At 66.1% G+C, this 25393-nt stretch carries 23 protein-coding genes; 3 read left to right on the forward strand and 20 right to left on the reverse strand.

The genetic code is table 11. The annotated features are described in order from the left end of the window. Positions 1 to 72 precede the first annotated feature (72 nt). The 20 genes from AC3FMM_RS28265 to AC3FMM_RS28360 all read right to left on the reverse strand — a co-directional run bounded on the left by AC3FMM_RS28265 (position 73) and on the right by AC3FMM_RS28360 (position 21662). Complete coding sequence (locus AC3FMM_RS28265; RefSeq protein WP_115710196.1) at positions 73 to 795, reverse strand: phosphoribosylanthranilate isomerase; 723 nt, start codon at positions 793 to 795, stop codon at positions 73 to 75. Beyond that, positions 782 to 1600: a tRNA pseudouridine(38-40) synthase TruA gene (truA, locus tag AC3FMM_RS28270; RefSeq protein ID WP_488687779.1), complete on the reverse strand. Its 819-nt coding sequence runs from the start codon at positions 1598 to 1600 to the stop codon at positions 782 to 784. Before truA ends, AC3FMM_RS28265 begins: the two co-directional genes overlap by 14 nt. A 129-nt stretch (positions 1601 to 1729) precedes the next feature. Next, positions 1730 to 4540, reverse strand: coding sequence for a motility hub landmark protein FimV (locus tag AC3FMM_RS28275; protein ID WP_488687780.1), 2811 nt, complete (start codon positions 4538 to 4540; stop codon positions 1730 to 1732). A gap of 320 nt (positions 4541 to 4860) precedes the next feature. Continuing rightward, a complete protein-coding gene (gene asd, locus AC3FMM_RS28280; RefSeq protein ID WP_112773928.1) occupies positions 4861 to 5997 on the reverse strand; it encodes an aspartate-semialdehyde dehydrogenase in 1137 nt (378 codons plus the stop codon). 90 nt (positions 5998 to 6087) lie between these two features. Next, the gene (locus AC3FMM_RS28285; protein WP_012353360.1) at positions 6088 to 6219 is read right to left on the reverse strand and encodes a hypothetical protein; all 132 of its coding nucleotides are present in this window, start codon (positions 6217 to 6219) and stop codon (positions 6088 to 6090) included. A gap of 99 nt (positions 6220 to 6318) precedes the next feature. Next, complete coding sequence (gene leuB / locus AC3FMM_RS28290; protein WP_473703219.1) at positions 6319 to 7386, reverse strand: 3-isopropylmalate dehydrogenase; 1068 nt, start codon at positions 7384 to 7386, stop codon at positions 6319 to 6321. A 22-nt stretch (positions 7387 to 7408) separates the two neighbouring features. After that, on the reverse strand, positions 7409 to 8059 hold the full coding sequence (leuD, locus tag AC3FMM_RS28295; RefSeq protein ID WP_115710199.1) for a 3-isopropylmalate dehydratase small subunit: 651 nt from the start codon (positions 8057 to 8059) through the stop codon (positions 7409 to 7411). 19 nt (positions 8060 to 8078) lie between these two features. Further along, positions 8079 to 9488 (reverse strand): 3-isopropylmalate dehydratase large subunit, encoded by a 1410-nt coding sequence (gene leuC / locus AC3FMM_RS28300; protein WP_115710201.1) that lies wholly within the window; start codon positions 9486 to 9488, stop codon positions 8079 to 8081. Positions 9489 to 9839: 351 nt separating this feature from the next. Beyond that, positions 9840 to 10541: an ABC transporter ATP-binding protein gene (locus tag AC3FMM_RS28305; protein WP_012353364.1), complete on the reverse strand. Its 702-nt coding sequence runs from the start codon at positions 10539 to 10541 to the stop codon at positions 9840 to 9842. Further along, a complete protein-coding gene (gene livG, locus AC3FMM_RS28310; RefSeq protein WP_116313283.1) occupies positions 10541 to 11314 on the reverse strand; it encodes a high-affinity branched-chain amino acid ABC transporter ATP-binding protein LivG in 774 nt (257 codons plus the stop codon). The genes AC3FMM_RS28305 and livG overlap by 1 nt, the downstream gene beginning before the upstream one ends. 23 nt (positions 11315 to 11337) lie before the next feature. After that, positions 11338 to 12600 carry a high-affinity branched-chain amino acid ABC transporter permease LivM gene (locus AC3FMM_RS28315; RefSeq protein WP_115680681.1) on the reverse strand — a complete coding sequence of 421 codons (1263 nt, stop codon included), beginning with the start codon at positions 12598 to 12600 and terminating at the stop codon, positions 11338 to 11340. 34 nt (positions 12601 to 12634) lie between these two features. Continuing rightward, a complete protein-coding gene (livH, locus tag AC3FMM_RS28320; RefSeq protein ID WP_012353367.1) occupies positions 12635 to 13561 on the reverse strand; it encodes a high-affinity branched-chain amino acid ABC transporter permease LivH in 927 nt (308 codons plus the stop codon). 254 nt (positions 13562 to 13815) lie between these two features. Continuing rightward, positions 13816 to 14931, reverse strand: a complete 1116-nt coding sequence (locus tag AC3FMM_RS28325; protein WP_115710203.1) for a branched-chain amino acid ABC transporter substrate-binding protein — start codon at positions 14929 to 14931, stop codon at positions 13816 to 13818. 534 nt (positions 14932 to 15465) lie between these two features. Then, positions 15466 to 16767, reverse strand: coding sequence for a citrate synthase (gltA, locus tag AC3FMM_RS28330; protein WP_018005206.1), 1302 nt, complete (start codon positions 16765 to 16767; stop codon positions 15466 to 15468). 43 nt (positions 16768 to 16810) lie between these two features. After that, entirely contained in the window at positions 16811 to 17098 is a 288-nt protein-coding gene (locus AC3FMM_RS28335) for an FAD assembly factor SdhE (protein ID WP_115680683.1), read from the reverse strand. A gap of 78 nt (positions 17099 to 17176) precedes the next feature. Continuing rightward, entirely contained in the window at positions 17177 to 17878 is a 702-nt protein-coding gene (locus AC3FMM_RS28340; protein WP_010814619.1) for a succinate dehydrogenase iron-sulfur subunit, read from the reverse strand. Positions 17879 to 17912: 34 nt separating this feature from the next. Beyond that, positions 17913 to 19691, reverse strand: a complete 1779-nt coding sequence (gene sdhA / locus AC3FMM_RS28345; RefSeq protein WP_111517512.1) for a succinate dehydrogenase flavoprotein subunit — start codon at positions 19689 to 19691, stop codon at positions 17913 to 17915. Between the two features lie 3 nt (positions 19692 to 19694). After that, on the reverse strand, positions 19695 to 20060 hold the full coding sequence (gene sdhD, locus AC3FMM_RS28350) for a succinate dehydrogenase, hydrophobic membrane anchor protein (RefSeq protein ID WP_012353372.1): 366 nt from the start codon (positions 20058 to 20060) through the stop codon (positions 19695 to 19697). Positions 20061 to 20071: 11 nt separating this feature from the next. After that, on the reverse strand, positions 20072 to 20482 hold the full coding sequence (sdhC, locus tag AC3FMM_RS28355; protein ID WP_062802218.1) for a succinate dehydrogenase, cytochrome b556 subunit: 411 nt from the start codon (positions 20480 to 20482) through the stop codon (positions 20072 to 20074). A 277-nt stretch (positions 20483 to 20759) separates the two neighbouring features. Continuing rightward, positions 20760 to 21662, reverse strand: a complete 903-nt coding sequence (locus tag AC3FMM_RS28360) for a GntR family transcriptional regulator (RefSeq protein WP_116312848.1) — start codon at positions 21660 to 21662, stop codon at positions 20760 to 20762. A 411-nt stretch (positions 21663 to 22073) separates the two neighbouring features. Between AC3FMM_RS28360 and AC3FMM_RS28365 the strand changes: the two genes are divergently transcribed. From AC3FMM_RS28365 to prpC, 3 genes are all read left to right on the forward strand, one after another. Further along, positions 22074 to 23057: a malate dehydrogenase gene (locus AC3FMM_RS28365; protein WP_012353375.1), complete on the forward strand. Its 984-nt coding sequence runs from the start codon at positions 22074 to 22076 to the stop codon at positions 23055 to 23057. 128 nt (positions 23058 to 23185) lie between these two features. After that, entirely contained in the window at positions 23186 to 24166 is a 981-nt protein-coding gene (locus tag AC3FMM_RS28370) for an HpcH/HpaI aldolase/citrate lyase family protein (protein ID WP_116312849.1), read from the forward strand. Positions 24167 to 24227: 61 nt separating this feature from the next. Continuing rightward, a partial coding sequence (gene prpC / locus AC3FMM_RS28375) for a bifunctional 2-methylcitrate synthase/citrate synthase (protein WP_488687781.1) occupies positions 24228 to 25393 on the forward strand: 1166 nt, incomplete at its 3' end.

The following is a 25393-nucleotide window of genomic DNA, read 5'->3' on the forward strand; positions in this document are numbered from 1 at the left end:
TGACTGGAGTGCGCGATGGCCGCACTGAAGCGGCTGACACGGGGTGGGCGGGGAAGCGGGCTTCGATCCGGCTCATCCGGCCTCGGCGCTGCGGACAGCGCGCACGAACTCGGCAATGCGGGCGTGGTCCTTCACGCCCTTGGCGGCCTCTACCCCGCTGCTGACATCGACGGCGTAGGGGCGCACGCGTTCAATCGCGCCAGCGACGTTTTGCGCGTTCAACCCACCACTCAAAACGATGCGAGGAGCGCCGCTTGCGTTCGGGTTGCCGGTTGCCATAACCGGGGGATTGGGCGGAAGCCATGCCGGAGGAATCAGGGTCCAGTCGAAGACGTGGCCGCCACCGCCATAGCCTTCGACGAAGGCATCGAGCAGCAAGGCAGCGGCATCACGGTATTGATCGGCGAATTCTACCAAATCGAGCCCCGCACGGACACGGGCGGCGCGCAGGAACGGCAACGCGCAGCGCTGGGCGGCCTGGGTGCAGAACTGCGGGGTTTCGTCGCCATGCAGCTGCAGCAAGGTCAGGGGCACCCGCTCCGCGACGTGGGCGATGTCTTCCAGGTCGGCGTTGACGAACAGGCCGGTCACCGTGACGAACGGCCCGGCGGCCTCGGCCAGCGCCGCGGCTTGCGCCACGTCGACGTAGCGCGGGCTGTTCGGGTAAAACACCAGCCCGATCGCGTCGGCGCCGGCGTCGACGGCGGCGCGCACGTCGTCCTCGCGGGTCAGGCCGCAGATCTTGATGCGGGTGCGCTGCGGCAGGTGCGCCGCACTGCCCTCAGGCTGCGTCATCGAACACTCCATGGAACAGGCTCGCGGACGGGTCGGCCGCGGGGATCGGGTAAGCATCAGGATACTTGACCCCGACCAGGTAGAGGCCATCCGGCATGAAGGTCGGCGCCGCCAGCTTGCGGTCGCGCCCCGCCAGCACCTGCGCCAGCCACTGCGGCGGGTAGCGCCCGCGCCCCACCGCCACCAGGCAGCCCATCAGGTTGCGCACCATGTGGTGCAGGAAGGCGCTGGCGCGGAAGCGCAGGAACACCCAGTTGCCGTGGTCGCGGATAGTGACGTCGTACATGGTCTTGACCGGCGACTTGGCTTGGCATTCGGCGGCGCGGAACGCGGAAAAGTCGTGCTCGCCGATCAGGTGCGCGGCGGCTGCGCGCATGGCGTCCACGTCGAGTCGTTGCCCCGGCGGCAGCATCTGGTAGCCGGCGCGGCCATGCACCAGCGGCACCCGGTGCGGGCCGGTGTAAAGCGCGTAGTAATACATGCGCTCGTACGCCAGGAAGCGGGCGTGGAAGCCGTCGTCCACCGGCAGCGCCCACTGCAGCGCGATCGACGGCGGCAGGAAGGCGTTGACGCCGCGCACCCAGGAAAAGGGTTCGCGCGCCAGCTCGGTATCGAGGTGGATCACCTGGCCCAGCGCGTGCACGCCGGTATCGGTGCGCCCCGCCACCGTGGTCACCAGGCGCACGCCGGCAAAGCGCTCGATGGCGTCTTCGAGGTGGTCCTGGACGGTATTGCGGTGCGGCTGCGACTGCCACCCGGAAAAGGCGGCGCCGTCGTAGTGCAGGCCAAGGGCGATGCGGTTCATGTCAGGGGAAAAAGCATGGCGGCGCACTCGCTATGCGCGCCGAAAAAGCAAATGCGCCGGAAGGGACGCTTCCGGCGCATCGCTTCGGGCCGCGGCAGCGCCTGCCGCGGCCGGACCGCCAATGATAGCTCAGGCCACTTCCAGCAGCAGCGAGCGGGCCTCGGCCTGCAACGGATCCTGCGACTGGTCGACCACTTCCTGCAGCAGTTCGCGCGCCCCTTCCTTGTCGCCGATCTCGATATAGGCGCGCGCCAGGTCCAGCTTGATCTGCATGTCGCGCCCGCCGTCCATGCCGTCGGCCGACAGGGTGCTCGGCGACACACTTTGGCCCAGGCTACCGGCAGTATCGGGCGCCACGCGCGACAGGTCGATCGGCTCGGCCAGCTTGCCGTCGCGCAGCATGGTGGTGGCGGGAAGCGGCACCGAGGCCTCGTCCAGCGCGGCCGGGCTCGCGGCGTTGCCTTGCGTCGCGCTGCCCAGGTCCAGCGACAGTCCGGACATGTCGAACTCCAGCGGGCGGCCGCGGGTCGGCGTGTCGAGCGTCGGCACGTCGTCATCGGCGAGCGGATCGGCGCCCGGCACGCCCATGTCGAGGCGCACCGCCTCGCCCGGCTGCGGCGTCTCGGTGCCGAACACCATCGCCGCGGAGGCCGGCGCGACGATGGGGTCGCCGGCGGCCGGTGCCGGGAAGGCATCCAGCGGCAGCGACAGGTCACCCAGCGACGGCTCCAGCCGCGCGATCGAAGCAGGATTCTGCGACGGATCCTGCGTGCGCCACTGATCGGTTGCCGGCGATGCCGTATCGGGGCCCGCCGCCTCCGGCGTCACCACCATGAACAGCGCGTTGCCGGGCTCCAGCGCGCGCCCCATTTCCGCGGCCTTCAGCCATTCCGCTCCGTGTCCGCCGGTCTGGGCGAACATTTCCTCTGCAATCACGCGGAACCCTTCCACATCCTGTCTGTTGCTGTAAATCTCCAGGAGCTTGAGCCGTACCGGCTGCTGCTCCGGGTGTTTCTCCAGGGCTTCGCGCAGGATTTCCTCTGCCTGCACATCGCGCCCGTAGGCGATATAGACCTCGGCCTCGGCGATCGGGTCGACCTCGTTGGCTTCCGGCGTGTTGTTGCCGATGCGGAAGTCGGCGCCGAACACGCTGTGCTGCGAGGTGTCGACGCTCTGGCCGCCGGCGGTGCCGAACAGCGAGTTGGCACCTGCCATCACCGTGCTCTCCTGCGACAGGATGCTGTCGCCGAAGCCGGTGGCCTCGCTCTCCTTCTGCTTCTGGCGGCGGCGATAGATCGCGTACACGCCCAGCAACGCCACCAACAGGCCACCGCCCGGCAGCAGCATGGGGTTGGCCAGCAGGCCATCGAGGAACGACGGCTCGGGCACCGGCTCGGGCTGCGCGACCACCGGCGGCACAGGTTTGGCCGAAGGTGTCGATGCGGCGGCCTGGGCCGCGCTGGCTGCCACGCCGGCGGCAGGCTGCGAGGCGGGGGCCGCGGCCACGGCGGAGGCTGCCGCGGGCGCCACGGCGGCCGCGGCACTGGCGCCGGCCGCATTCGCAACCGCGGCAGCGGTTGCTGCGGCCGCCGCGGTGGCCGCCACGGCGTCGGCCTTGGGCGGCTCGGCCGGCACTACGACCGGCGCTGCCGCCGCCCTGGCAGCGGCGTCGGCCTTTTCCTTGTCGGCCAGCGCGGCCTCGTTGGCCTGGCTGAGCTTGGCGATCTCGGCGTTCTTCAGCTCGAGCAGCTTCTGCATGTCGCCGACGTTCTTTTGCAGCTGCGCCAGGCGTGCCTCGGCTTCCTTCAGCTGCCGCTCGCGCGCGACGTCGGCCTCGGCCTTGGCCGCGGCGTCGGCCTGCGCGCCACGCGCTGCCTTGCTGAGCTTCAGTTCATCGCGCGGGCCGTCGGTCGGTGCCGTCTGCTCTTGCACCCGCGCGGTCACGTTGCCGGACTGCTGGCGGCCGCTGTCGGGCTCGACCGCTTTGGCCGCGGCGGCGCTGGCCAGCCGGCTGCGGTAGGCGTCGAAGCCCTGCGTGCGCGCCACCACTTCGCGGCGCGCGGCCCTGGGCGTCACCGCCTGCGCCTGCTGCTGGGTCGGCACCTGCAGCACCGCACCGCTGCGCAGGCGGTTCATGTTGCCGCCGATGAAGGCGTTGGGATTGTTGCGATAGAGCGCCACCAGCATCTGGTCCAGCGAGACCGATTCCTGGCCCTGCACGGCTTCGCCGGCAATGCCATAGAGCGTGTCGCCGCGCTGCACGGTGTAGCCGCCGCCGGGAGCCATGTCGGTGCCGGCGGCCGGCGTCGCCGCGGCGCGCCGAGTGCCCTGGCGCGAGGGACGGGCCGGTGCGGCAGGCCGGGCCGGCTCCGCGTCGGCGCCGGACGCAGTCTGCTGCGCCGGCGCGGGTGACGCGGCGGCAGGTGCCGGCGCGGCCGGTGCGTCGGGCGTGGCGGCCTGCACAACTGGTGCCGGCGAGAAAGTCTGGCTGGAAGCCCTGGCCCCGGCGGGGTCGAGCAGGAAGGTGTAGGCGCGCGAGACCTTGCCGCTGGCCCAGCTCATGTCGACCAGGATATCGACGAAGGGCTCGCTGATCGGCTGGCTGGAGCGGACCCGTGCCACGTAGCTGCCGTTGGCGCGGCGCTCCAGTTCCAGCCGCAGGTTGCCGACGCTTGGCAGATAGGTCAGCCCGGCCGCGGCATAGGCGCCCGGCGGCGCCAGCTTGACGCTGAGCCCGGCGGCCTCCTCTGCGGTGACCCCGCTGATGTCGATCTCAGCCTGCAGCGGCTGCCCCAGATTCGACTGAACCCGCAATTGCCCGAACCCCGCGGCATACGCGGCCGGCTGCGCAAGCAGCAGGCCCAGTGCCGTGACGGCCAGCGTTGACCAGCGCTGACGGGCAGTAGGCGCATCTTTCCGGCGATGTTGGCTCACACTCACCTTGTGCTCCGTTATGTTTTAGTAGCGATATGAATCGACAAACCGACCCCGACAACCGACTCCATTAACCAGGTCCGCCCGGCCGGCGGGGCATTCTGAACGGCCCCTTTGCGGCCCTTTGCGGCCCTTTGCCAGCCTGCGCGCAGGCGCCCGTCCCTGCGGGGCGCGGGGCGCATGCCGGCGTATTGTGACGCATCGCCCAGCAAAATAGGCGCCCGGATACAACAACGCCGCGCATGGGCGCGGCGTCGTAAGCAAAGCGCTGCATTCTGTTGCCTGGCTGCAACGGGCGCAACCAGGCCACAGGTGGCGGCCTGCGATCAGGACTCGATCAGGATACGCAGCATGCGGCGCAGCGGCTCGGCCGCGCCCCACAGCAGCTGGTCGCCGACCGTGAAGGCCGACAGGTACTCGCCGCCCATCTGCATCTTGCGCAGGCGGCCGACCGGGATGGTCAGCGTGCCGGTCACGGCCGCGGGCGTCAGGTCGGTCATGCTGGCTTCACGCGTGTTCGGCACCACCTTGGCCCACGGGTTGTGGGCGGCCAGCATGCCTTCGATCTCGTCCAGCGGCACGTCGCGGCGCAGCTTGATGGTCAGCGCCTGCGAATGGCAGCGCATCGCGCCGATGCGCACGCACAGGCCGTCGACGGCGATCGGCGTGGCGCCGGTCGCGCCCAGGAAGCCCTCGCCGCGGCCCAGGATCTTGTTGGTCTCGGCGCCGCCCTTCCATTCTTCCTTGGACTGGCCGTTGCCCAGGTCCTTGTCGATCCAGGGGATCAGGTTGCCGGCCAGCGGCACGCCGAACTGCTTGGTTTCTTCCGCCGACAGGCCGTGCTGGGTCGACAGGATCTGGCGGTCGATCTCCAGGATGGCGGAGGCCGGGTTGTCGAGCAGCGGCTTGACCGACGCGTTCAGCGTGCCGAACTGGGTCAGCAGCTCGCGCATGTGCTGCGCGCCGCCGCCCGAGGCCGCCTGGTAGGTCATCGAGGTCATCCACTCGATCAGGTCGGCCTGGAACAGGCCGCCGAGGCCCATCAGCATGCAGCTGACGGTGCAGTTGCCGCCGATGAAATTCTTCACGCCCTTGGACAGCGCGTCCTTGATCACACCCTGGTTGACCGGATCCAGCACGATGATGGCATCGTCCTTCATCCGCAGCGACGACGCCGCATCGATCCAGTAGCCCTTCCAGCCCGCCGCGCGCAGCTTGGGGAAGACCTCGTTGGTGTAGTCGCCGCCCTGGGCGGTCAGCACCACGTCGCACTTCTTCAGTGCCTCGATGTCGTTGGCATCCTTGAGCGTGGTTTCGTTCTTGGCCATGGCGGGCGCCTTGCCGCCGGCATTGGACGTGCTGAAGAAGACGGGTTCGATGTGGTCGAAATCACGCTCTTCCTGCATGCGCTGCATCAGGACGCTGCCGACCATTCCCCGCCAACCGACGAGACCTACAATCATGATTTACCTCGGATGTGATTTTTACTTCCCCGCCATTTTCCTCGCCCGGCGTGGCTGCGCGGGGAAGACGGGCAGGCACGACGAACGGATCTAGGCGATCGCGGTTTTAATAATGGTTTTAATCGTCGTTGCGGTCTGGCCGAGCGAAATCGTGCCAACCGGGCCGCGGGTAGCGGTCAGGGCGACAACAGCAGTCAGGGTGGACTGGGAAAATCGGGCCATCGGCAGAGTCTACACGATTTTGCGGCGCTGCCGCAGCGTGCAAATTGGGGACAAATAAAACGCAGGGCACCGCGATTGCGGTGCCCTTTTGCGTGTGACTTACAGTGCCGCCAGCACGGCCTCACCCATCTCGCGGGTGCCCACCTGCTTGCAGCCCGGCGTCAGGATGTCGCCGGTGCGGTAGCCCTGCGCCAGCACCTTCTTGACCGCACTCTCGATGCGGTCGGCCTGCTCGGCGCGGTTCAGCGAGTAGCGCAGCATCATCGCCGCCGACAGGATGGTGGCCAGCGGGTTGGCGATGCCCTTGCCGGCGATGTCTGGCGCCGAGCCGTGCGACGGCTCGTACAGGCCCTTGTTGTTGGCATCCAGCGACGCCGACGGCAGCATGCCGATCGAGCCGGTCAGCATCGCCGCCTCGTCCGACAGGATGTCGCCGAACATATTGCCGGTGACGATCACGTCGAAGCTCTTGGGCGCCTTGACCAGCTGCATCGCGGCGTTGTCGACGTACATGTGCGACAGCTCGACCTCCGGGTATTCCTTGCTGACATCGATCACGATGTCCTTCCAGAACTGGAAGGTCTCGAGCACGTTGGCCTTGTCGACGCTGCACAGCTTCTTGCCGCGCTTGGCCGCGGCCTGGAACGCCACGTGCGCGATGCGGCGGATTTCGGGCTCGCTGTAGCGCATGGTGTCGAAGGCTTCGCGCGCGCCCTGGAACAGGCCGTCCGGCGCTTCGCGCAGGCCGCGCGGCTGGCCGAAGTAGATGTCGCCGTTCAGCTCGCGCACGATCAGGATGTCGAGCCCAGCCACCAGTTCGGGCTTCAGGCTCGAGGCGCCGGTCAGTTCCGGATAGCAGATCGCCGGACGGAAGTTGGCGAACAGCTGCAGGTGCTTGCGCAGGCCCAGGATGGCCTGCTCGGGGCGCAACGCGCGCTCCAGGCTGTCGTACTTCCAGTCGCCGACGGCGCCGAACAGGATGGCGTCGGCTTCCTTGGCCAGCTTCAGCGTGTTCTCCGGCAGCGGATGGCCTTCGGCCTCGTAGCCGGCACCGCCCACGGGCGCGGTTTCGAGTTCGAACTTCTCGTCGAGCGCGTTCAGGACCTTGACGGCCTCCGCAACGATTTCGGGACCGATGCCGTCACCCGGCAGGACTGCGATCTTCATTGTTGTCTTCCTCGGTTGAGTCTTATCCGACCAGGCGGTTGTTCAGCCACGGCATCTTCGCCACGCGCTCGGCCTCGTAGGCCTTGATCTTGTCGGCATGGCGCAAGGTCAGGCCGATATCGTCGAAGCCGTTCAGCATGCAGTACTTGCGGAACGGGGCGATGTCGAACTCGTAGCCCTGGCCAGACGGCGTGATCACGGCCTGCTTGTCCAGGTCGATGGTCAGCTGGTAGCCGTTGAACGCGTTGGTCTCGTTGAACAGGTGGTCGACCTGCTGCTCGCTCAGCACCACCGGCAGCAGGCCGTTCTTGTAGCAGTTGTTGAAGAAGATGTCGGCAAAGCTGGGCGCGATCACGGCGCGAAAGCCGTATTGCGACAGCGCCCACGGCGCGTGCTCGCGCGAGCTGCCGCAGCCGAAGTTACGGCGCGCCAGCAGGATCGACGCACCCTGGTAGCGCTGCTGGTTCAGCACGAAGTCCGGGTTCAGCGGACGCTTGCTGTTGTCCATGCCGGGCTCGCCGACATCCTTGTAGCGCCACTCGTCGAACAGGTTGGGACCGAAGCCGGTGCGCTTGATCGACTTCAGGAACTGCTTCGGGATGATGGCGTCGGTGTCGACGTTCTCGCGGTCGAGCGGCGCGACCAGGCCGCTGTGTACGGTGAACTTTTCCATGGGTTCCTTCCTTGCTTGTTCAGCCCAGCTTGCGGATATCGACGAAATGGCCCTCGATGGCGGCCGCAGCGGCCATCGCCGGGCTCACCAGGTGAGTGCGCCCGCCCGCGCCCTGGCGGCCTTCGAAGTTGCGGTTCGAGGTCGACGCGCAGCGCTCGCCCGGATCGAGGCGGTCGGCGTTCATCGCCAGGCACATCGAGCAGCCCGGCTCGCGCCATTCAAAGCCCGCGGCCTTGAAGATCTTGTCCAGGCCTTCGCGCTCGGCTTGCTCCTTGACCAGGCCCGAGCCCGGCACCACCATCGCCAGCTTCACGTTGCCGGCGACCTTGCGCCCCAGCTTCTGCACCACCCACGCAGCGGCGCGCATGTCTTCGATGCGGCTGTTGGTGCACGAGCCGATGAAGACCTTGTCGATATTGATGCTCTCGACCGGCACGTTGGGCTGCAGGCCCATGTATTCCAGCGCGCGCTCCATCGCATTGCGCTTGTTCGGGTCCTTTTCCTTCTCCGGGTCCGGCACGCGGTCTTCGATGCTGATCACCATTTCCGGCGAGGTGCCCCAGGTCACCTGCGGGCGCACCTCTTCCGCGCGCAGCTCGACCACCTGGTCGAACTTGGCACCGGCATCCGAATGCAGCGTGCGCCAGTACGCCACGGCCTGCTCCCACTCCACGCCCTGCGGTGCGTACGGGCGGCCCTTGACGTATTCCAGCGTGACATCGTCCACCGCCACCAGGCCGGCGCGCGCGCCCGCCTCGATCGCCATGTTGCAGACCGTCATGCGGCCTTCCATGGTCAGGTCGCGGATGGCAGAGCCGGCAAACTCGATGGTGAAGCCGGTGCCGCCGGCGGTGCCGATCTTGCCGATGATGGCCAGCACGATGTCCTTGGCGGTGCAGCCGCGCGGCAGCTTGCCTTCCACCCTGACCAGCATGTTCTTGGCCTTCTTGCCCAGCAGCGTCTGCGTGGCCAGCACGTGCTCGACTTCCGAGGTGCCAATGCCATGCGCGAGCGCGCCGAAGGCGCCGTGGGTGCTGGTATGCGAGTCGCCGCACACCACCGTCATGCCCGGCAGCGTTGCGCCCTGCTCCGGCCCGATCACGTGCACGATGCCCTGGCGGTGGTCGTTCATCTTGAACTGGGTGATGCCATAGCTGTCGCAGTTGGCGTCGAGCGTATCGACCTGCAGCTTCGACACCGGATCGGCAATGCCCTGGCTGCGGTCCGTGGTCGGCACGTTGTGGTCCGACACCGCCAGGTTGGCGCTGATGCGCCACACCGGACGCTCCGCCATCTTCAGGCCCTCGAACGCCTGCGGGCTGGTCACTTCATGCAGCAGGTGGCGGTCGATATAGAGCAGCGTGGTGCCGTCTTCCTCGACGTGGACGGTGTGGTCATCCCAGAGTTTGTCGTAGAGCGTCTTGGCCATGATGCGATGGCGGGCCGAATGACCGGTCCCTTGCAGGAGAGGTCCGCGGTAACCGCAGTAGTTTGCAGGGGGTTTTTGTTCGCTTCGGTCGCGGTGGCGTATACGGTGGTCGATTACGACCATCGCGATGATCGCGCCGGAAGCCGCCTGAAGCGAGCGTTATTTCAAGCGTTGCCGCAATGCTTGACTTGGCAATCGATTATGCCACAGGGGGTATGGGGATCAGCGCCTGCCCGGTCGGGACGGCGCGTGGAATGTAATGTGATTGGCGAAAGGGGGCTTTCGCGGATGGCGAAAACGCGGATGGCGCAAGGAAGCGGCCGCCGCGGCAGGCGCGGCGGCCGGCCGGCGTCAGCCGCCGAGGTAGGCGGCCTTGATCCGGTCGTTGGCGAGCAGGTTGGCGCCGGTATCGGCCAGCACTACCTTGCCGGTCTCCAGCACATAGCCCCGGTCCGCCACCTGCAGCGCCTTGTTGGCGTTCTGCTCGACCAGGAACACGGTGACGCCCTCGTCACGAATGGTGCGGATGATGTCGAAGATCTGCGCGATGATCAGCGGCGCCAGGCCGAGCGTGGGCTCGTCCAGGAGCAGCAGGCGCGGCCGGCTCATCAGCGCGCGGCCGATCGCCAGCATCTGCTGCTCGCCGCCCGACATGGTGCCGGCGCGCTGGCCGGCGCGCTGGTTCAGGCGCGGGAACAGCTTGAACACATGCTCGATGCCCGCCTCGATCTCGTCGCGCTTGGCGAAGAAGGCGCCCATCTTCAGGTTTTCCAGCACCGTCAGGCTGGGGAACACGCGCCGGCCCTCGGGCGAGATCGCCATGCCCAGGCGCATGATCTCGTGGGTCGAGCGATGGGTGATGTCCTGCCCTTCGAACAGCACGCGTCCGCTCGAGGCGCGCGGGGTGCCGCACACGGTCATCATCAGCGTCGTCTTGCCGGCGCCGTTGCTGCCGATCAGGGTGACGATTTCCCCCTTGTTGACTTCGATCGATACGCCCGACAGCGCCTCGACGGCGCCGTAGTGGGTATGGACCTGTTCCAGCTTCAGCATCAGTCCTCTCCCAGGTAGGCCTTGATCACGCGCGGGTCGTTGCGCACTTCCTCGGGCTTGCCAATCACGATCGGCTTGCCGTGCTCCATCACCAGGATGCGATCGGACACGCCCATCACCAGGCTCATGTCGTGCTCGATCAGCAGCACGGCAATGCCGAACTCGCGCCGCAGCTGGTCGATCAGCTGCTGCAGCTCGATCTTCTCCTGCGGGTTCAGGCCGGCGGCGGGTTCGTCCAGCATCAGCAGGCGCGGCTGGGTGATCATGCAGCGCGCGATCTCGAGCCGGCGCTGGTGGCCGTAGGACAGCGTGCCCGCCTCGCGGTTGGCGACGCCGGTCAAACCCATGCGCTCCAGCCATTGCGCGGCGCGCTGCAGCGCCTCGCGCTCGGCGCGGCGGTAGGCCGGGGTTGCGAACAGGCCGCGCAGGATGCCGGACTGCACCTGCAGGTGTTGCGCCACCATCAGGTTCTCGACCACGGTCAGGTTCTTGAACAGGCGGATGTTCTGGAACGTGCGCACCAGGCCCTTGCGCGCCACCATGTGGCTCGGCAGGCCGGCAATGGCATGGCCGTCGAGCGTCACGTTGCCCGCGGTCGGCTTGTAGAAGCCGCCGACGCAGTTGAACACCGTGGTCTTGCCGGCGCCGTTGGGGCCGATGATGGCGAAGACCTCATCCTTGCGCACATCGAAATCGATGCCGTCGACGGCCAGCAGGCCGCCAAAGCGCATCTGCAGGCCCGACACCGTGAGCAGTTCTGCCGTTGTATTCATCGGCGCATTCATCATCGGCGCATTCATCGGGGAAGCTCCACGTGCGGGCGGCTCGCGGGCAACAGGCCCTGCGGACGCCACATCATCATCAGCACCATCACCAGGCCGAAGATCAGCATGCGATATTCGGCGAAGCCGCGCGCCACCTCGGGCAGCACGGTCAGCAGGATCGCCGCCAGGATCACGCCCAGCTGCGAGCCCATGCCCCCCAGCACCACCACGGCCAGCACCAGCGCCGATTCGATGAAGGTGAACGATTCCGGGTTGACCAGGCCCTGGCGCGCGGCGAAGAACGCGCCGCCCAGGCCGGCGAAGGATGCCCCCAGCGTGAACGCCGACAGCTTGATGCGGGTCGGGTTCAGGCCCAGCGAGCGGCACGCGATCTCGTCCTCGCGCAGCGCCTCCCAGGCGCGGCCCATCGGCATGCGGATCAGGCGGCTGGTGACGAACAGCGTGAAGCCGACCAGCAGCAGCGCGATCAGGTAAAGGAAGATCACCATGTGCTGGCTGGCGTAGTCCAGTCCGATCAGCTCGTGGAAAGTGCGCGCGCCCTCGACGCTGGCGCTGCGCGCCATCTCGATGCCGAACACGCTGGGCTTGGGGATGCCCGAGACGCCGTCCGGGCCGCCGGTCAGGCTGGTCAGGTTGTTCAGCAGCAGGCGGATGATCTCGCCGAAGCCAAGCGTGACGATGGCCAGGTAGTCGCCGCGCAGGCGCAGCACCGGGAAGCCGAGCAGGAAACCGAAGCCCGCCGACATGGCCGCCGCGATCGGCAGGCATTCCCAGAAGGTCAGGCCGAAATACTGGTTCAGCAGTGCGTAGGTGTAGCCGCCCACCGCATAGAAGCCGACATAGCCCAGGTCGAGCAGGCCGGCATAGCCCACCACGATATTCAGGCCCAGGCCCAGGATCACGTAGATCAGCGCCAGCGTGGCCACGTCGACCGCGCCGCGCGAGCCGAAGAACGGCCACACCAGCCCCACCGCCAGCAGCACCCACACCGCCACGCGCTGCCGCTGCGCGCCCAGCTGCGGCAGCGCCGGCAGGCGCACCGCGCTGCCGGCGCGCGACAGCATCGGCTTGAACAACTGGAACAGGAACACCGCCGCCACGGCCAGCCACACCGGCCGCCAGTGCGGTTCCAGCACCACCTTGTAGCCTTCCAGCTTGAGCTGCAGGCCCAGGATGGGGATGGTCAGGATGGCGGTCATCACGGCCGCCGTGATCGCGTTCTTCAGCGACTGGCCCGGCGTGGCGCCGCGCGCGGCGGCCTTGGCCGCCGGCATCGCAGATACGTTATTGGTCATGGTTTCGCCCCCCTCAGACCTTTTCGACATCAGGCTTGCCCAGCAGCCCGGTCGGACGGAACAGCAGCACCAGCACCAGCAGGCTGAATGCGACCACGTCCTTGTATTCGGCCGGCATGTAGCCCGAGGCGAAGGTTTCCGCCAGGCCCAGCAGCACGCCGCCGAGCATCGCGCCCGGGATGCTGCCGATGCCGCCCAGCACCGCCGCGGTAAAGGCCTTGATGCCGGCAATGAAGCCGATGAAGGGATTGAGCTTGCCGATGGTCAGCCCGATCAGCACGCCGCCCACCGCCGCCAGCATCGCGCCCAGCACGAAGGTGAACGAGATCACCTTGTTGGTGTCGATGCCCAGCAGGTTGGCCATGCGCATGTCCTCGGCGCAGGCGCGGCAGGCGCGGCCCATGCGCGAGCGGCCGATGAACAGCGTCAGCGCCACCATCAGCGCCAGCGTCACGCCGACGATCAGCAGGCGCGAGTACGGCACCGTCACGGTGAAGTCGCCGCCCATCTGGAACTCGATGGCGCCCGAGATCAGCACCGGCACCGAGACATCGCGCGCACCCTGCCCGATCTGGACATAGTTCTGCAGGAAAATCGACATGCCGATGGCCGAGATCAGCGGCACCAGCCGCGGCCCGCCGCGCAAGGGGCGGTATGCCACCCGCTCGACCGCATAGCCGTAGACGCCGGTCACCATCACCGACACCAGCAAGGCGGCGCCGAGCACCAGCGGCAGGGGATAGCCTGCCTGGGCGCCGATGGCGGTGAGCGTGACCAGGCCGACATAGGCACCGATCATGTAAATCTCGCCGTGCGCGAAATTGATCATGCCGATGATGCCGTAGACCATTGTGTAGCCGATGGCGATCAGCGCATAGATCGCACCCAGCGTCAGGCCGTTGACCAGCTGCTGGGTGAACTGTGGAAGGAATTCATTCATTGGGGGAAGCCTCGTAGGCGCCGGAACTGGCCTCGGCGGAGATGCGCCAAAACCATTCGAACTTGCCAAAGCAAGGTGTTCTCCCTCTCCCCGCATGGGGAGAGGGCCGGGGTGAGGGGTGGTTTAGCGAGGAGCCACATCAAGCGGGGCCAACGTTTTTACCCACAGCCGTCAGCTTTTGACCCGCCTGCCCTCACCCCCTGCCCCTCTCCCGCAAGCGGGAGAGGGGAGCACCCCGTCGGGATGCGAACGCCTCAGTTGGCGGCCGTCTTGCTGGCGTCCTTGTGCCAGGTGTAGACCACGAACTTGAAGGACTTCAGGTCGCCCTTGGCGTCGTACTCGACCTTGCCGATCGGGGTGGTGAAGGCGTTCTTGTGCATGTACGCCGCGACCTTGGTGGGATCGGTGCTCTTGGCGCCGGCGATGGCGTCGCCGATGATCTTGACGGCGGCATAGGCCGGCATCTGGAACGGGCCGTTGGCGTCACGCTTCTTGTCGGCAAAGGCCTTGACGAGGCCGGAGTTGGCCGGATCGGCCGAGAAGTCGGCCGGCAGCGTCACCAGCATGCCTTCCGACGACGGGCCGGCGATCGCGGTCACGTCCTTGTTGCCCACGCCCTCGGGGCCCATGAAGGTGGCCTTCACGCCCTGCTCGCGTGCCTGGCGCAGCAGCAGGCCCATTTCCGGGTGGTAGCCACCGAAGTAGACGAAGTCCACGCCCTGCGACTTGAGCTTGGTGATCACGGCCGAGTAGTCCGAGTCGCCGGCGTTGATGCCTTCGAACACGGCCACCGGGATCTTGGCGGCTTCCAGGTCCTTCTTCACCGAGCTGGCGATGCCCTGGCCGTACGACTGCTTGTCGTGCAGCACCGCGACCTTCTTCGGCTTGATCTTGCCGATGATGTACTGGGCGGCGGCCGGGCCCTGCTGGTCGTCGCGGCCGATGGTGCGGAAGATGAAGTTGCGCTTCTTGGTCTCGGTCAGCTGCGGCGCGGTGGCCGACGGCGTGACCATCACGATGCCTTCGTTCTCGTAGATGTCCGAGGCCGGGATGGTCGAGCCCGAGCACACGTGGCCGATCACGTACTTGATGTTCTGGCTGACGATCTTGTTGGCCACGGCCACGGCCTGCTTCGGCTCGCAGGCGTCGTCCATCAGCACCACCTCGAACTTGTTGCCGCCGGCGCCGCCGGCTGCGTTGATCTGTTCGACCGCGGTCAGCGCACCGGCCTTGACCATGTCGCCATACTGCGCCACCGAGCCGCTCATCGGGCCGGCAATGGCGATCTTCACGGTTTCGGCGTTGGCGGCGGCGCCGAAGGTAGCCAGCATGGCAGCCAGCGAGATGGTGGAAAGGCGGGACAGCGTCATCAGGAGCTCCTCGATTTATGTTTGGGTCATCCGGGCAGAAACGGTATGACCTGCGCAATCGAACAACACCCGCGGACGACTGGGATCGGGACTTGCGACAAGCGCGGCCCGAGACGCGGAAGTCGGGCCTGCAAGGAAGAGACAGCGTATGCGGGGCCCGGCAAGTGTCAGTCCCGCTGAGGTATGGGGACCAAGGTTCGGAAAGACAACGTTTGATGCGTTCTCTATTGCGCAAGCGATTCGCCTGCCCCGCTTGCCGCACCGCAAGCCGGAAGGGTGGCCCGGCTGCCGTCGGCAAAGCAGCCCGCATTATAGGGTCAAATTTCCTGCCGCACGCGACTATCGCACAATTTATGCGGAATGGATTTGGGAAAACGCGACACAATCATCCACAAATTGCGCTCCGGACCATTCAGGGTGCAATTTCCTGCCCTTCTCCGCGCCGCGCTGCACAACCGCGTCCGGCCCACAAAGACAAACGCCCCGGCGGGGCCGGGGCGTCTGGAATTGCTGCACTGCGCAGCGGCGGGCAGCTTAGCGCTTGGCCACGTCCGGCACATCGCGGGTGGCGGCGCCAACGAACAGCTGGCGCGGACGGCCGATCTTGTATTCCGGATCGGTGATCATCTCTTCCCACTGCGAGATCCAGCCCGGGGTGCGGGCCAGCGCGAAGATGCAGGTGAACAGCGAGGTCGGGATGCCCAGCGCGCGCTGCACGATGCCCGAGTAGAAGTCGACGTTCGGGTACAGCTTGCGGCTGACGAAGTACTCGTCTTCCAGCGCGATCTTTTCCAGCTCCATGGCGAGCTTGAACAGCGGGTCGTTGTGCAGGCCCAGTTCGTTCAGCACTTCATGGCAGGTTTCGCGCATCAGCTTGGCGCGCGGATCGTAGTTCTTGTACACGCGGTGGCCGAAGCCCATCAGGCGCACGCCCGAGTTCTTGTCCTTGACCTGCTTGATGAACTCGGGGATGTTGTCGACGCTGCCGATTTCTTCCAGCATCTTCAGCGCGGCTTCGTTGGCGCCGCCGTGGGCCGGGCCCCACAGGCAGGCCACGCCGGCGGCGATGGCGGCGAACGGGTTGGTGCCCGACGAACCGGCCAGGCGCACGGTCGAGGTCGACGCGTTCTGCTCGTGGTCGGCGTGCAGGATGAAGATGCGGTCCAGCGCGCGCTCCAGCACCGGGTTCACGGTGTACGGGGCGCACGGCGTGGCGAACAGCATGCGCAGGAAGTTGCCCGAGTAGGACAGGTCGTTCTGCGGATAGATGTAGGGCTGGCCGATGTTGTACTTGTACGCCATGGCGACCATGGTCGGCATCTTGGCGATCAGGCGGATGGCCGAGATCTCGCGCTGGTGCGGATCGTCGATATCCATGGCGTCGTGATAGAACGCGCTCATGGCACCCACCAGGCCGGTCAGCACGGCCATCGGATGGGCATCGCGGCGGAAGCCGCGCATGAAGAACTGCAGCTGCTCGTGAACCATGGTGTGGTTCATCACGTGGCCGACGAATTCTTCCTTCTGCTTGGCGTTGGGCAGCTCGCCCTTCAGCAGCAGATAGCAGGTCTCGAGGTGGTCGCACTTCTGCGCCAGCTGCTCGATCGGGTAGCCGCGGTACAGCAGCTCGCCCTTGTCGCCGTCGATATAGGTGATCTTGGAATTGCACGAAGCCGTCGACATGAAACCGGGGTCGTAGGTGAACTTACCGGTTTGTCCGTACAGCTTGCGAATGTCGATCACGTCCGGGCCAACCGTACCCTTGTAGATCGGCAGCTCAACGCTGGGGGAACCATCGGAGAACGATAGCGTGGCTTTCACATCGGACGGCGTCATGTCGGATCCTTCAAATGCTGTGAATAATAATGTTGACCAAAACTCAGACCGTACGCAGCAGGCCAATGACTCGCTGCATCGGGGGCGTGTCGAGCTCACCGTCCAGTTCCTTGCGCGCAAGGAGCAGGTCCATCAACTCGTTGTCGCTGAGTTCGAACAGCTGGCTCAGCGCAGCCACATCCTCGTCGGACAGGCTCTCCTCGTAACGGTTGAAGAAACGTTCGACGATGATGTCGTTCTCCAGGAGGCCGCGGCGGGCACGCCAGCGCAACCGGGCGCGCTTGTGCGGATCGGCCTGATGGGAGAAGGTGGTGGCAGGACTCTCGGTCATGGCTTCCTACTTTCGGCGCGCCCGCCAGATATAGCCGCTCTGGCTGACGCGCCGCTTACTACTTAGACAGCCGCGGAATCACACCGCGCGGCGGACCATCAGTTCCTTGATCTTGCCGATGGCCTTGGTCGGGTTCAGACCCTTCGGGCACACGTCGACGCAGTTCATGATGCTGTGGCAGCGGAACAGGCGGTACGGGTCGTTCAGGTTGTCCAGGCGCTCATTGGTGGCCTGGTCGCGGCTGTCCGCGATGAAGCGGTAAGCCTGCAGCAGGCCGGCCGGGCCGACGAACTTGTCCGGGTTCCACCAGAACGACGGGCACGAGGTCGAGCAGCTGGCGCAGAGAATGCACTCGTACAGGCCATCCAGCTCGTCACGCTCTTCCGGCGACTGCAGGCGCTCTTTTTCGGGCGGCGGCTCGTCGTTGATCAGGAACGGCTTGATCGAGTTGTACTGCTTGAAGAAGTTCGTCATGTCGACGATCAGGTCGCGCACCACCGGCAGGCCGGGCAGCGGACGCAGCACGATGCGATCCGGCAGCTCGCGCATGTTGGTCAGGCAGGCCAGGCCGTTCTTGCCGTTGATGTTCATCGCGTCCGAGCCGCACACGCCTTCGCGGCACGAACGGCGGAACGAGATGGTCTCGTCCAGCTTCTTCAGCTTTACCAGCGCGTCCAGCAGCATGCGCTCGTGGCCGTCCAGCTCGACCTCGTAGGTCTGCATGCGCGGCGCCGCGTCCTTGTCCGGATCGTAGCGGTAGACTTCGAAAATACGCTTCATTTCTGTGGGTCCTGTTGTCTCTACGATGCGGTGCTCAGAAGGTACGGGCCTTCGGCGGCACGCTTTCCACCGTCAGCGGTTCCATCTTCACCGGCTTGTAGTCGAGGCGGTTGCCTTCGCTGTAGAACAGCGTGTGCTTGAGCCAGTTCTGGTCGTCGCGGTTGGGGAAGTCGCTGTGCGCATGGGCACCGCGCGATTCCTTGCGGGCCGCCGCCGAGATCATGGTGGCCTTGGCCACTTCCACCAGGTTGGCCACTTCCAGGGCTTCCACCAGCGCGGTGTTGAAGACCTTGGACTTGTCCTTCAGGTGGATGTTGGCGGCACGCTCGGTCACTTCCAGGATGCGCTCGACGCCTTCGTCCATCAGCTTCTGGGTACGGAACACGCCGGCATGCGACTGCATGTTCTTGCGGATGTCGTTGGCGACGTCCTGCGTGTACTCGCCCGACGACGAGGCCTGCAGCTTGGCCAGGCGCGACAGCGCGAGGTCGGCGGCATCGGCCGGCAGCGGCTTGTGTTCCTTCTGCTTCAGGTTCTGCGCAATGATGTGGTTGCCGGCGGCGCGGCCGAACACCACCAGGTCGAGCAGCGAGTTGGTGCCCAGGCGGTTGGCGCCGTGCACCGACACGCACGAGCATTCGCCGATCGCGTAGAAACCGTTCAGGACTTCGTTCGGGTTGCCGTTCTTCGGCACCACGACCTGGCCGTGGTAGTTGGTCGGGATGCCACCCATCTGGTAGTGGATGGTCGGGACCACCGGGATCGGTTCCTTGATCGCGTCGACGTTGGCGAACTTCAGGCCGATCTCGCGGATCGACGGCAGGCGCTTCATGATGGTCTCGGCACCGACGTGGGTCAGGTCGAGCAGCACGTAGTCGCCGTTCGGGCCGCAGCCGCGGCCTTCCTTGATTTCCTGGTCCATCGAGCGCGAGACGAAGTCGCGCGGCGCCAGATCCTTCAGCGTCGGCGCATAGCGCTCCATGAAGCGCTCGCCGTCCTTGTTGCGCAGGATACCGCCTTCGCCGCGCACGCCTTCGGTGATCAGCACGCCCGCGCCGGCCACGCCGGTCGGGTGGAACTGCCAGAACTCCATGTCTTCCAGCGGCACGCCAGCGCGCGCTGCCATGCCCAGACCGTCACCGGTGTTGATGAAGGCGTTGGTGGAAGCGGCGTAGATGCGGCCGGCACCGCCGGTCGCGAACAGCGTGGTCTTGGCCTCGAGGATGTAGACCTCGCCGGTTTCCATTTCCAGCGCGGTCACGCCCAGCACGTCGCCGTCCTGGTCGCGGATCAGGTCCAGCGCCATCCATTCGACGAAGAAGTGGGTCTTGGCGCGCACATTGCGCTGGTACAGCGTGTGCAGCAGCGCGTGGCCGGTACGGTCGGCCGCGGCGCAGGCGCGCTGCACCGGCTTCTCGCCGTAGTTGGCGGTGTGGCCGCCAAACGGGCGCTGGTAGATGGTGCCGTCGGGGTTGCGGTCGAACGGCATGCCGAAGTGTTCGAGCTCGTACACGACCTTCGGGGCTTCACGGCACATGAACTCGATCGCGTCCTGGTCACCCAGCCAGTCCGAGCCCTTGATGGTGTCGTAGAAGTGATAGTGCCAGTTGTCCTCGCTCATGTTGCCGAGCGAGGCACCGATGCCGCCCTGCGCCGCCACGGTGTGCGAGCGGGTCGGGAACACCTTGGACAGCACGGCCACGTTCAGGCCGGCTTCCGCGAGCTGGAGGGATGCGCGCATCCCGGCGCCGCCAGCACCGACGATGACCACGTCAAAGCGGCGACGCGGCAATCCAGTCTTGACTGCGACCATTTATTACACCCTCCAGAGAATCTGAGCAGCGTAGCCCGCGCAACCGACGAGCCACAGAATCGTAAGAACTTGCAGCACGAGGCGCACCGCCATCGGCTTCACATAGTCCATCCAGATATCGCGCACGCCGATCCAGGCGTGATACAGCAGCGACAGGATGGTCAGGAACGTGATGATCTTCATCCACTGGTTGGCGAAGAGCCCTGCCCACGCTTCATACGAAGCGCCGTTCGACAGCAGGAAGGCAATCGCCAGGATCACGGTGAAGACCACCATGACCACGGCGGTGACGCGTTGCGCGAGCCAGTCTTTCAGGCCGTAGTGCGCACCGACGACAAGACGCTTGGGACCGATATTGTTATTTGCCACCTTGATTCTCCTCAGAACAGGCCGAACAGCTTCAGGCCGAAAATCAGGGTAAGCAGCAGGCTCACAACCAGCACGCTGACGGCAGACTTGGCCGAGGCGGGCTTGGAGACACCAACGTGCACGTCCAGCAGCAGGAAGCGGATCCCGGCGCAGAAGTGATGCAGATAACCCCAGATCAGGGCCAGCACAACCAGCTTGACAAAGCCGCCGGACAGAAGGGCCGAGAACTTTGCGAAGCTCAGTTCGGAGGTGATGCTCTGCTCAAACAGATACAGGACGAAGGGAAGGAGGAGGAACATCAGTGCACCGCTCACGCGATGCAGGATGGATACCTTGCCGGCCCAGGGCAACCGATATTTCGCGATCTGCGAAATACCGATATTCCGGAACTCCGGCCTGGCTTGTTTGACGGCTTCAGCCATGCGAGACCCCATTAGCGGTAAACAAAGAAACGAAACTGCCATTGCCTGCATGCAACGGGATGCATTAGGGCAAATCCATGAGATTTTAGCGCCTTTGTTGCGCGCTGCACCAATAATTTTCTGCTATCACGGCCCGACAAGCGCCGCCCGACAATCGCACACTCCGCACATCCGGCGCGCGACTTCACGCGACAAACAGCGCGTCGCGCAAAGCCGGCAATACCATGGCCAAACCCACCATAATCGGCGCGCACGCCCCTGGCGCGACGCCGCCATTTCAGCTCAGGTCGTTCTGGTAATAGTGCCGGGTGGTGACGTAGAGTCCACGGCGCACTTCCACGGGACGGTCGCCATAGGTGTAGGAGACGCGCTCGACCGACAGCAGCGGCGCGCCCACCGGCACCGACAGCAACTCGGCGGCGGTCTCGTCGGCGGGCACGGCGCGGATCTTTTCCGAGGCGCGGATCATGCGCGTACCGAATTCGGCCTCGAACAATGCATACATGGGCCCTTTCCACTCGGTCAGCTTTTCCGCGGTCAGGCCCTTGAAGTTGGCGCCGAGCAGCCAGATTTCGTCCAGCACGGTCGACTCGCCGGAGAACGTCAGCACGCGGCGGATCTGCACCACGCTGTCGCCGGTGCGGATGTCGAGCAGCCGCGCGATTTCGGCGGGGGCGCGCAGGCGCTTGCATTCGAGCACGCGGCTGGCGCCATAATGGGGTTCGCCCTCGTCCGGAACGAGGCGCAGGAATCGGAACTTGACCACGTCTTCATGGTGCGTGGTCACGAAGGTGCCCTTGCCCTGGCGGCGCGCCACCAGGTTTTCGGCGGCGAGTTCGTCGATGGCCTTGCGCACCGTACCCTGACTGACCTTGTAGCGTGACGCCAGCTCCATTTCGCTGGGAATCATCTCGCCCGGCTTCCATTCGCCGGATTGCAGGCTGCGCGTGATCAGCGCCTTGATCTGCTGGTATAGCGGGCTGAACGTGGGCGATGGCACTGACTGCAGACCAGGAGCGGGACCGGAAGCGGAACCAGTTGGGGTGGCGGCCTGCGGCGCGGCGGCCGGCGCGGGCGCCGGCGGCGAAAGCGGCTGCGTCCCGGCGCCAGGCGTGGCGGCGCCAGTTTCCTGCGCGCCGGGGGCGGCTGCGCCGGTCAGGGACGTAGGCAGGGAGGACATAGCGCGATTTCACCACAAAAGGGCGCGCAACGTCCAGCCTTACGTTAATTGTCTTATGTCTTATATAAGACATATGAATTGACAGACAGAGAGGCCACGCCTACACTCGCGCTGGTCCACGCCCGCGATGGCCCGCCCCCAAGGCTCGCCGGCTGCTGCCCACGGCGCAAATGTACCGCGCCGGCGGCGGTCCGGTCTGGAAATGGCGCCTCGCTTCGCAGTAGACTAACGCCTTGTTGCATCACCATGACCCGTTGTGGCTCTCCCCCACCGGCCCCGCCACCTGGCTCCGGCGGACGGCCGCTCCCCGCTGTGGCGACAACCAGCACCCGGTGACACACCGCGCGCCTCTGCATGGCGCCGGCGCGCCACCGACCGGCATTCCCCCTTCTATCGTTTGGAGATTTACTCATGGCTAAAGCCCCAATGCGCGTCGCAGTGACCGGCGCCGCTGGCCAGATCGGCTACTCCCTGCTGTTCCGCATCGCCAACGGCGACATGCTGGGCAAAGACCAGCCGGTCATCCTCCAACTGCTCGACCTGCCGCAAGCCCAGCAAGCCGTCAAGGGCGTGGTGATGGAACTGGAAGACTGCGCGTTCCCGCTGCTGGCCGGCGTGGTCATCACCGATGACCCCAAGGTTGCCTTCAAGGACGCCGACGTGGCCCTGCTGGTGGGCGCCCGTCCGCGCAGCAAGGGCATGGAGCGCAAGGACCTGCTCGAAGCCAACGCCCAGATCTTCACCGTGCAGGGCAAGGCGCTGGACGAAGTCGCCAGCCGCAATGTCAAGGTGCTGGTGGTCGGCAACCCGGCCAACACCAACGCCTACATCGCCATGAAGTCGGCCCCGAACCTGCCGCGCGAGAACTTCACCGCGATGCTGCGCCTGGACCACAACCGCGCGCTGTCGCAGATCGCCGCCAAGACCGGCAAGCCGGTGTCGTCGATCGAGAAGCTGTTCGTGTGGGGCAACCACAGCCCGACCATGTACGCCGACTACCGCTACGCCACCGTCGACGGCCAGAGCGTCAAGGACCTGATCAACGACCCGGTGTGGAACAACGACGTGTTCCTGCCGACCGTCGGCAAGCGCGGCGCCGCCATCATCGAGGCCCGTGGCCTGTCGTCGGCCGCCTCGGCCGCCAATGCCGCGATCGACCACGTGCGCGACTGGGTGCTGGGCAGCAACGGCAAGGTCGTCACCATGGGCATTCCGTCCAACGGTGAATACGGCATCCCGGCCGACACCATGTTCGGCTACCCGGTGACCACCGCCAACGGCAAGTACGAAATCGTCAAGGGTCTGGAGATCGACGCCTACAGCCAGGAAAAGATCAACATCACCCTGAAGGAACTGGAAGAAGAAAAGGCCGGCGTGCAGCATCTGCTGGGCTGATCTTCCCAACGCTCGACGAAAGACCGGGGTTCCGCAACGATTCAAGAATCGGCGCGGACCCCGGTTTTTTCATAGGCAGCGGCCGTGCGGCCCTGCCCTGTCCGCCAACTTCAACTTTCTGAATCCACGTGCATCCTTCCGAGGTCTTGTTCCAGGGCGAAGCCATCCCGGTCCAGCTGCCGGTGTGTGACCATTACGCGGGCAGCGAAAAGCTGATGCGCAAGTCGCTGGCCCTGCAACAAGAGCTTGGCCCCGTCTTCGATATCACCTTCGACTGCGAGGACGGCGCCGCCGTGGGCCATGAGCGCGAGCACGCCGAGTTGTGCGCGCAGCTGGTCAACGGCCCGCTCAATGCCCACAACCGCGTGGGCGTGCGCATCCACGACCCGGCCCACCCCAGCTGGCGCCAGGACGTCGACGTGCTGGTGCGCGCCGCCGGGGCGCGGCTGGCCTATGTGGTGGTGCCCAAGGTCACCGATGTGGTCGAGGTCGCTCGCGTGACCGACCATGTCAACCAGGTCGCGCGCAGTGCCGGCATTGCCCGCCATATCCCGATCCATGTTCTGATCGAAACCCATGCCGCGCTGGAGCAGGCCTTCGATATCGCCGCGCTGGTGCAGGTGGAATGCCTGAGCTTCGGGCTGATGGACTTTGTCTCGGCCCACCATGGCGCGATTCCCGGCGAGGCGATGCGCTCGCCGCAGCAGTTCGAGCACCCGCTGGTGCGCCGCGCCATGCTGGAAATCTCCGCCGCCTGCCACCGCCACGGCAAGGTGCCGTCGCACAACGTCAGCACCGACGTGCAGGCGCCGCAGCGCGCTGGCGATGATGCGCTGCGCGCGCGCTGCGAATTCGGCTACCTGCGGAAGTGGAGCATCCATCCGGGCCAGATCGCCCCGATCGTGGCGGCATTCCGCCCCGGCGCGGAAGAGATCGGCGCGGCCAGCCAGATCCTGTTGTCCGCGCACGAGAACAACTGGGCGCCGATCCGCCATGGAGGGCAGCTGCACGACCGCGCCAGCTACCGCTACTACTGGTCGCTGCTGCAGCGCGCGCAGGCCACCGGCACGCCGCTGCCGGCCAATGTGGAAGCGCTGTTCTTCGGCTGAAGCCGGTCCCCGGACCCATCCACACATCCCATCATCATCCGCAGTGCCCAAGGAGACACGGATGCCTGCCTCGAAGCTTGCCGCAACCGACCCCACACTCGACCCCGCACCCGACTCCGGAGCCAGCGTGCCAGCCGCGCCGCGGGCCAAGAAATCCGTCGCGCTGTCGGGCGTGACCGCCGGCAACACCGCGCTGTGCACCGTCGGCCGCACCGGCAATGACCTGCACTACCGCGGCTACGACATCCTCGACATCGCCGAGACCTGCGAATTCGAGGAGATCGCCCACCTGCTGGTGCACGGCAAGCTGCCGACCAAATCCGAGCTGGCCGCCTACAAGGCCAAGCTGAAGTCGCTGCGCGGCCTGCCCGCCAACGTCAAGGCGGCGCTGGAATGGGTGCCCGCCAGCGCCCATCCGATGGACGTGATGCGCACCGGCGTGTCGGTGCTGGGCACGGTGCTGCCGGAGAAGGAAGACCACAACACCCCGGGCGCGCGCGACATCGCCGACCGGCTGATGGCCAGCCTCGGCTCGATGCTGCTGTACTGGTACCACTACAGCCACAACGGCCGCCGCATCGAAGTGGAGACCGACGATGACTCGATCGGTGGCCACTTCCTGCACCTGCTGCACGGCGAGAAGCCGTCGGCGCTGTGGGAGCGCGCCATGAACACCTCGCTCAACCTGTACGCCGAGCACGAGTTCAACGCCTCGACCTTCACCGCGCGCGTGATCGCCGGCACCGGCTCGGACATGTACTCGTCGATCGCCGGCGCGATCGGCGCGCTGCGCGGCCCCAAGCACGGCGGCGCCAACGAGGTCGCGTTCGAGATCCAGAAGCGCTACGACAACCCGGACGAGGCCCAGGCCGACATCACCCGCCGCGTCGAGAACAAGGAGGTCGTAATCGGCTTCGGCCACCCGGTGTACACCACCGGCGACCCGCGCAACCAGGTGATCAAGGAAGTGGCGAAGAAGCTGTCGAAGGACGCCGGCTCGATGAAGATGTTCGACATCGCCGAGCGCCTGGAAACGGTGATGTGGGACATCAAGAAAATGTTCCCCAACCTGGACTGGTTCAGCGCGGTCAGCTACCACATGATGGGCGTGCCCACCGCGATGTTCACGCCGCTGTTCGTGATCTCGCGCACCTCGGGCTGGGCCGCGCACATCATCGAGCAGCGCATCGACAACAAGATCATCCGCCCCAGCGCCAACTACACCGG

Source organism: Cupriavidus sp. 207A1, assembly GCF_057798955.1.